The 6,335-nt window shown below is 66.9% G+C and carries 6 protein-coding genes; 2 read left to right on the top strand and 4 right to left on the bottom strand.

Translation table 11 applies throughout. The features are described 5' to 3' along the window. Positions 1-93 precede the first annotated feature (93 nt). Both QQK43_RS18765 and aroC read right to left on the bottom strand, forming a co-directional pair. Positions 94-1,263, bottom strand: coding sequence for an MFS transporter (locus tag QQK43_RS18765; protein ID WP_284308982.1), 1,170 nt, complete (start codon positions 1,261-1,263; stop codon positions 94-96). A gap of 244 nt (positions 1,264-1,507) precedes the next feature. Then, positions 1,508-2,608 (bottom strand): chorismate synthase, encoded by a 1,101-nt coding sequence (gene aroC / locus QQK43_RS18760; RefSeq protein ID WP_284308981.1) that lies wholly within the window; start codon positions 2,606-2,608, stop codon positions 1,508-1,510. A 252-nt stretch (positions 2,609-2,860) separates the two neighbouring features. Between aroC and QQK43_RS18755 the strand changes: the two genes are divergently transcribed. Next, the gene (locus QQK43_RS18755; protein WP_284308980.1) at positions 2,861-3,289 is read left to right on the top strand and encodes a cupin domain-containing protein; all 429 of its coding nucleotides are present in this window, start codon (positions 2,861-2,863) and stop codon (positions 3,287-3,289) included. Between the two features lie 149 nt (positions 3,290-3,438). Here QQK43_RS18755 and QQK43_RS18750 read toward each other — a convergent pair whose 3' ends face one another. Beyond that, complete coding sequence (locus QQK43_RS18750; protein ID WP_234266880.1) at positions 3,439-4,095, bottom strand: glutathione S-transferase; 657 nt, start codon at positions 4,093-4,095, stop codon at positions 3,439-3,441. A 157-nt stretch (positions 4,096-4,252) separates the two neighbouring features. Between QQK43_RS18750 and QQK43_RS18745 the strand changes: the two genes are divergently transcribed. Then, positions 4,253-5,470, top strand: coding sequence for a polyhydroxyalkanoate depolymerase (locus tag QQK43_RS18745; RefSeq protein ID WP_284308979.1), 1,218 nt, complete (start codon positions 4,253-4,255; stop codon positions 5,468-5,470). 19 nt (positions 5,471-5,489) lie between these two features. Here QQK43_RS18745 and QQK43_RS18740 read toward each other — a convergent pair whose 3' ends face one another. After that, positions 5,490-6,257: a hypothetical protein gene (locus QQK43_RS18740; protein WP_284308978.1), complete on the bottom strand. Its 768-nt coding sequence runs from the start codon at positions 6,255-6,257 to the stop codon at positions 5,490-5,492. Positions 6,258-6,335 lie beyond the last annotated feature (78 nt).

Here is a 6,335-nt window from a genome sequence, read left to right as displayed (position 1 = left end):
GGCCTACTACAACGCCCGCAGGCCTCACTCGGCACTGGGCTACAAGCCTCCAGCATCCCGGCTCTCCGGGAACAACCTATTGCAACTCAACATCTAGGCTGCGTGTTCGATGCGGCGCAGGCGCCAGGCGCACAGCGTCGCCACCAGCGCACAGGCCGACGACAGCCAGAACACGCTCGCCAGCCCCAGGCGCTGCGACAGCACACCCCCGCCGAGGCCACCGATCACGCCCGGCAGGCCGTAGCCGATCACGGTGTAGAGCGCTTGCCCACGCCCGCGCAGCCGGCCGGGAAAGTGGTGCGAGATGAGCGCGATGCAGACCGTGTGGTGGGCGGCGAAGGTGATGGCGTGCAGGGCCTGGGCCGCCAGCAGCAGCGGCCAGACCTGGGGCAGGCCGGCCGTCAGCGCCATGCGCAGCGCCATCAGCCCCGCGGCCAGCACCAGCCAGCCGGTGAGGCTCAGGCGCGGCAGCCAGCGGCCCTGGGTGAAGAACCAGCCGATTTCGATCACCACCGACACCGCCCACAGCAGACCGATCACCGTCTTGCTGTAGCCCAGGCTGTCCAGGTAGAGCGAGAAAAAGACATAGATGAAGATGTGCGAGAGCACATGGAAGAACACCGCCGCGAAAAACCAGCGCACCGGCGGCTGGCGCAGCAGCGGCCAGATGGCGGGGTGGTCGGTCTCCTGGTGCGCCGCTTCGCGGTGGTCCGGCAGGCACCAGACGCTGGCCACCACCGCCAGCAGGGTCGCCAGGGTCCAGCCCGGGAAATGGCCCAGGCCGAAACGCTCGAACCACCAGCCCGCCACCATCACGGTGACCAGAAAACCCAGCGAACCCCAGAGGCGCACCCGGCCATAGCGCTTCGGATCGAACGCCCCGCCCTGGCTGACCAGGTGCGCCAGCGCCGCCTCGCTCATGGGCATCATGGCGCTGGTGTGGGTGAACATCAGCAGCAGCACCCCGAACAGCGCCACCGGCCCGAGCGGGAACCACAGCGCCAGCGAAAACACCAGCGCCGCCGTGGCCCCGTAGCGCAGCAGCTTGACGCGCTCGCCCGTGCGGTCGCTCAGCGTGCCCCAGGCGTAGGGCGCAAACAGCCGCGTGGCCGACTGCACCGAGGTCAGCACGCTGATGGCGAGCAGCCCGAAGCCCAGGTCTTTCAGCCAGAGCGGCAGGTAGGGGTTGAAGAAGCCGATGTGCGCGAAGTAGCTCGCGGACAGGGCGGCAAACGGCAGGAGCTGTTGGCCCCCACGCTCCACCGCTGCGCGGGTCGCTGCCCCCCGAGGGGGTGCGGATTCCGCTTGGGGCGGCCCGGCGCTGAATCCCTGACCCCCACGCTCCACCGCTGCGCGGGTCGCTGCCCCCCGAGGGGGTGCGGATTCCGCTTGGGGCGGCCCGGCGCTGAATCCCTGACCCCCACGCTCCCCCGCTTCACGGGTCGCTGCCCCCCGAGGGGGCTGATCCGCCTTGGGGCGGCCCTGCGGCGGATCGTTGCTGCTCTGCTCAGGCACGTCCAGCCGCGGCAATATCGGGCGTGTCCACGTGTACGTCGCCACACTGCGCGCGGTGCCGCAACGCGTGGTCCATCACCACCAGGGCCAGCAGCGCTTCCATGATGGGTGCGGCGCGGATGCCCACGCAGGGGTCGTGGCGGCCCTTGGTGATGACCTCGGTCGGTTGGCCGGCCACATCGATGGAGTCGCGCGGGATCAGGATGGAGCTGGTGGGCTTGATGGCGACCGACACGTCCAGGTCCTGCCCGGTGCTGATCCCGCCCAGCACGCCGCCGGCTTTGTTGCCGACAAAGCCGCCAGGCGTGAGCGCATCGCCATGGGTGGAGCCCTTGTCGGCGACCGACGCAAAGCCGGCGCCGATCTCCACGCCCTTGACGGCGTTCAGCCCCATCATGGCGTGGGCGATGTCCGCGTCGAGCTTGTCGTACAGCGGCTGGCCCAGGCCGACCGGCATGTTCTGCGCCACCACGCGCAGGCGCGCGCCGCAGGAATCGCCGCTCTTGCGCAGCGCGTTCATGTAGTCCTCCAGCGCCGACACGTCGGCCACCGGGGCGAAAAACGGGTTGTTCGGCACATGGTCCCAGCTCTCGAAGCCGATCGGCACTTCACCGATCTGCGTCATGCAGGCGTGGAAGGTGGTGCCGAACTTCTCCTTGAGCCACTTCTTGGCCACGGCGCCGGCCGCCACCGTGGGCGCCGTCAGGCGGGCCGAACTGCGTCCACCGCCGCGCGGGTCGCGGACGCCGTATTTCTGCCAGTAGGTGTAGTCGGCGTGACCTGGGCGGAAGGTCTGCAGGATGTTGCCGTAGTCCTTGCTGCGTTGGTCGGTGTTGCGGATCAGCAGGGCGATCGGCGTGCCGGTGGTCTTGCCTTCGTACACGCCGCTGAGGATTTCGACCGCGTCGGGCTCGTTGCGCTGGGTGACGAACTTGCTGGTGCCAGGGCGGCGGCGGTCCAGATCGTGCTGGATGTCGGCCTCGGTCAGCGCCATGCCGGGCGGGCAGCCGTCGATCACGCAGCCGATGGCCGGGCCATGGGATTCACCGAAGTTGGTGATGCAAAACAGGGTGCCAAAGGTGTTGCCGCTCATCCGGCGATTATCCCCGACGCCATCCCCGGGCCCACAGCCCGCGCTGGTGCATGCACCGCCTCCCGCCGGGCAGGCGGATCCCCGGCCAGCGCCGCAACGGTGCACCCCACAGCGCCAGGCAACGTGCGCCGGGCCCTTGCCGTGCACGCCGCACCAGCGCGAACCCCGATGCACCGTGGAATGCTTTGTGCATCACGCAAAGCGGCCAGGCACAGGCCGCCTCCAACCCCCTCACACCGAAAGGAACGCACCATGCTGGACCGGACCGGAACCCTCTTCTCCCACGTCAAACCCGCCGACACCGACTTCAAGGGCGGCGGTCTGCGCGATTTTTTCCTGTATCGCGACCTGGGGGTCGCCGAGGCCACGCACGGCAAGGTGATCGCACACCTGGTGAAGGCCAACCTGCCACCCGATGGCGGCACGGGCTGGCACCGCCACGAAGCCGACTTCCAGATCGTGATCATGACCAAGGGCTGGGCCAAGTTCATGTACGAGGACAAGGTCACCCTGGTCGAGGCCGGCGACGTGGTGCACCAGCGCCCCGGCATCCGCCACTACCTGTTCGACTACTCGCCGGACATGGAATACCTGGAAATCGTGTCGCCGGCCGACTTCAAGAGCGTGGATGTCGACCCGGTTTGCGACATTCCACCCCCCACCCCCTGGCCAGAAGCGTAATCGATCCCGCCAGAAAAAGTGCTCCGGGAGAACACGGCCAGCGTTCAGAACAGCGTGTCTTCAGCCAGCACAGATGCCGTGGAACCGGCTGCGCCGGGCCACAGGCATCGCCCCCTTGAGGGGGTCGCGCGCAGCGCGGCGGGGGTGGATCAGAACTCCGCGTCGAGTTCGTCGATTTCGTCCGGCTCGGCCTGGGCCGCGGCCACCCATTCGCGCATGGCCGGCAAGGCCATGATGTGGCCGCAGTAGGCGGCGCAGGCTTCGGGCATGTCCACGTCATAGGTCAGGAAACGCGTGACCACCGGCGCGAACATCGCGTCGGCCATGCAGGGTTTGGCACCGAACAGGTACGGGCCGCCGTAGGTTTCCAGGCAGTCCAGCCAGATCGCCTGGATGCGCTCGATGTCGGTCTTGGCGCGCGACCAGATCTTGAACCCCGGAAACCGCCCCTTGATGTTCATCGGCAGCGACGACCGCAGCGCCGAAAACCCCGAGTGCATTTCGCCGCAGATTGCGCGGCAATGGGCGCGGGCCGCCCGATCGGCCGGCAGCAATCCGGCCTTGGGCTTGATCTCGTTGAGGTATTCGCCGATGGCCAGCGTGTCCCAGACATGCACGCCGTCGTGATCGATCGCCGGCACCCGCATGGACGACGACAACAGCAGCATCTCGGCCTTCATGTCCGGGTCGTCGGGCGGGATCACGTGCTCGGTGAAATCGAGCTTGACCAGTTTCGCCATGAGCCAGCCACGCAGGGCCCAGGCGCCGTAGTTCTTGCTGCTGATGGTCAATACCGCTTTGGCCATGACAAGTTGCTCCTCTGAGGCCAGACGCTCAGCAAGCCTTGTGCCATCTGCAAACGGCCCGACCGGGCCACCACGCACCAGGGCGGTGCAATGGCTGCGGCCGACGTGAGCTGGCCCACAAATTGCTGCCAGCCCCGGCATCCACAGGAAGATGCTCATGCTGTACCAGGCCTATCAGCTCCAGAACGACCTGCTGTCGCCCCTGCGCCTGCTGGCCCAGAACCTGAGCGCCACGCTCTGGGTCCGGGACACCGAAAAAACCCTGCTGCGCCAGATGTCCGCCGCCTGCGAGGTGATTTCCCGCCTGCGGCTGACACACGCCCGGCCGGCCTACGGCATCGACAACGTGCTCGTCGGGGGACGCGAGGTGCCGGTGACCGAAGAGCCGGTGCTCAAACTGCCTTTCGGCACCCTGCTGCGCTTCCGCAAGAACGCCGACGGCCTGCCCCCCCAGCCCCCGGTGCTGCTGGCCGCGCCCCTGTCGGGACACTTCGCCACGCTGCTACGCGACACCGTACGCACCCTGCTGCAGGACCACGACGTCTACATCACCGACTGGCACAACGCCCGCGACGTCGGCCTGCGCCACGGCGCCTTCGGGCTGGAGGACTACATCACCTACATGATCCGGTTCCTGGAGACGGTTGGTGAAGGCGTGCACATGGTCGCCGTCTGCCAGCCCTGTGTGGCGGCGCTGGCCGCCACCGCCGTGATGGCCGAGGACAACCACCCCGCCACCCCGCGCAGCCTGACGCTGATGGCCGGCCCGGTGGACTGCCGCGTCAACCCCACCGAGGTCAACCGCCTGGCCACAGGCAAACCCATCGAGTGGTTCGAGAAGAACCTCATCAGCCATGTGCCGTTGCCGCACGCCGGCTTCATGCGGCGCGTCTACCCGGGCTTCGTGCAGCTCACGGCCTTCATGAGCATGAACATGGAGCGCCACCAGCAGTCGTTCCAGCACATGTACGAGCACCTGGTCGAAGGCCGCTCCGACGAAGCCCGCACCATCCAGACCTTCTACGACGAGTACCTGGCCGTCAACGACCTGCCGGCCGAGTTCTACCTGGAAACCGTGGAAAAGGTGTTCCAGACCTACGACCTCGCCCTGGGCAAGCTGCAGTACCGGGGCCGCACCGTGAACCCGGGCGCCATCCGCCGCACCGCGCTGATGACGGTGGAAGGCGAGCGCGACGACATCTGCGCCATCGGCCAGACCGTCGCCGCACAGGACCTGTGCAAGAACGTGCGCCCCTACCTGAAAACGCACCACATCCAGACCGGCGTGGGCCACTACGGTGTGTTCAGCGGCCGCAAGTGGAACCAGCAGATCTACCCGCGTGTGCGCGAGGTGATCCACTCGGTGGCGGCTTGAGAGCGGCCAAGCGCCCTTCTCAGCGCACCCACATGCGCTCGCGACCGAGATCGATCACCTGACGGTCAGCCACCTCCAGCACCTTGCGGAAGCGCACGACCGTCCTCATCCGCTGGTAAGTGGATTCCACATGGGCCACCGTGCCGCCCACGGGCGTGACGGTATGGCCATTCTGCATGTAGCCGGATGCTTGGTAGTCCGTTCCGACGTGGTGATCCTTGCGACGCATGGTGTAGATGGCAACGTCGTCAGACACCAGCGCGTAGCGCCCCGGTCCCACGCCCGATATCACGAAGTTCCCGCTGGCATCGGTGCGCGCCATCCACGCCTGCCGAAACACCTTCGGATGGGGAATATGGTTTTCGATGCGGGTATTGTTGTTGGTGAAAAACCCATTGCGGTCCTGCCGGTTCTTCTCATCCAACTGCAGCCACTGCTGCACGTGATCGGTCAGCGGCATCAGCCACACCCGGATGTTGGCGGCCGACTGCTCGTTCGAGCCAACACCCAGCAACCCGTCTTCGACACCCGCATCCCGGCCATGGCGAACGATCCGGTGATACAGCCCGCCCTGGATGCGAGCGTTGCCTGCCACCAGCCGTTTCCGAGCCTGCTTCTCGTCGAAAGCGGGCGCCTGCACAGGCACGTCGACCGGGGTGCCCAGCCATTTTTCCTTCTGTTTCTGCTCGCGCGCCACTTGGTACGGGTCCAGAGTCAGGCAACCGCCCAACAACATGACCGAAGCCATCAACCCAACGCGCAGCCCAGCGTCCTTCGTCGCTTTCATCATCGTTCTCCCTGTTTCGTCATAACGGCGCCGGCAAGCGCCGCAACAGGGATTCTAGATATTCGCGAAGGCAACACC

This window comes from Hydrogenophaga electricum, from assembly GCF_030160815.1.
Taxonomy (GTDB): domain Bacteria; phylum Pseudomonadota; class Gammaproteobacteria; order Burkholderiales; family Burkholderiaceae_C; genus Hydrogenophaga; species Hydrogenophaga electricum.
Note: the sequence above shows the minus strand (reverse complement) of the source record. Positions and strands in the feature narration are given on the sequence as shown.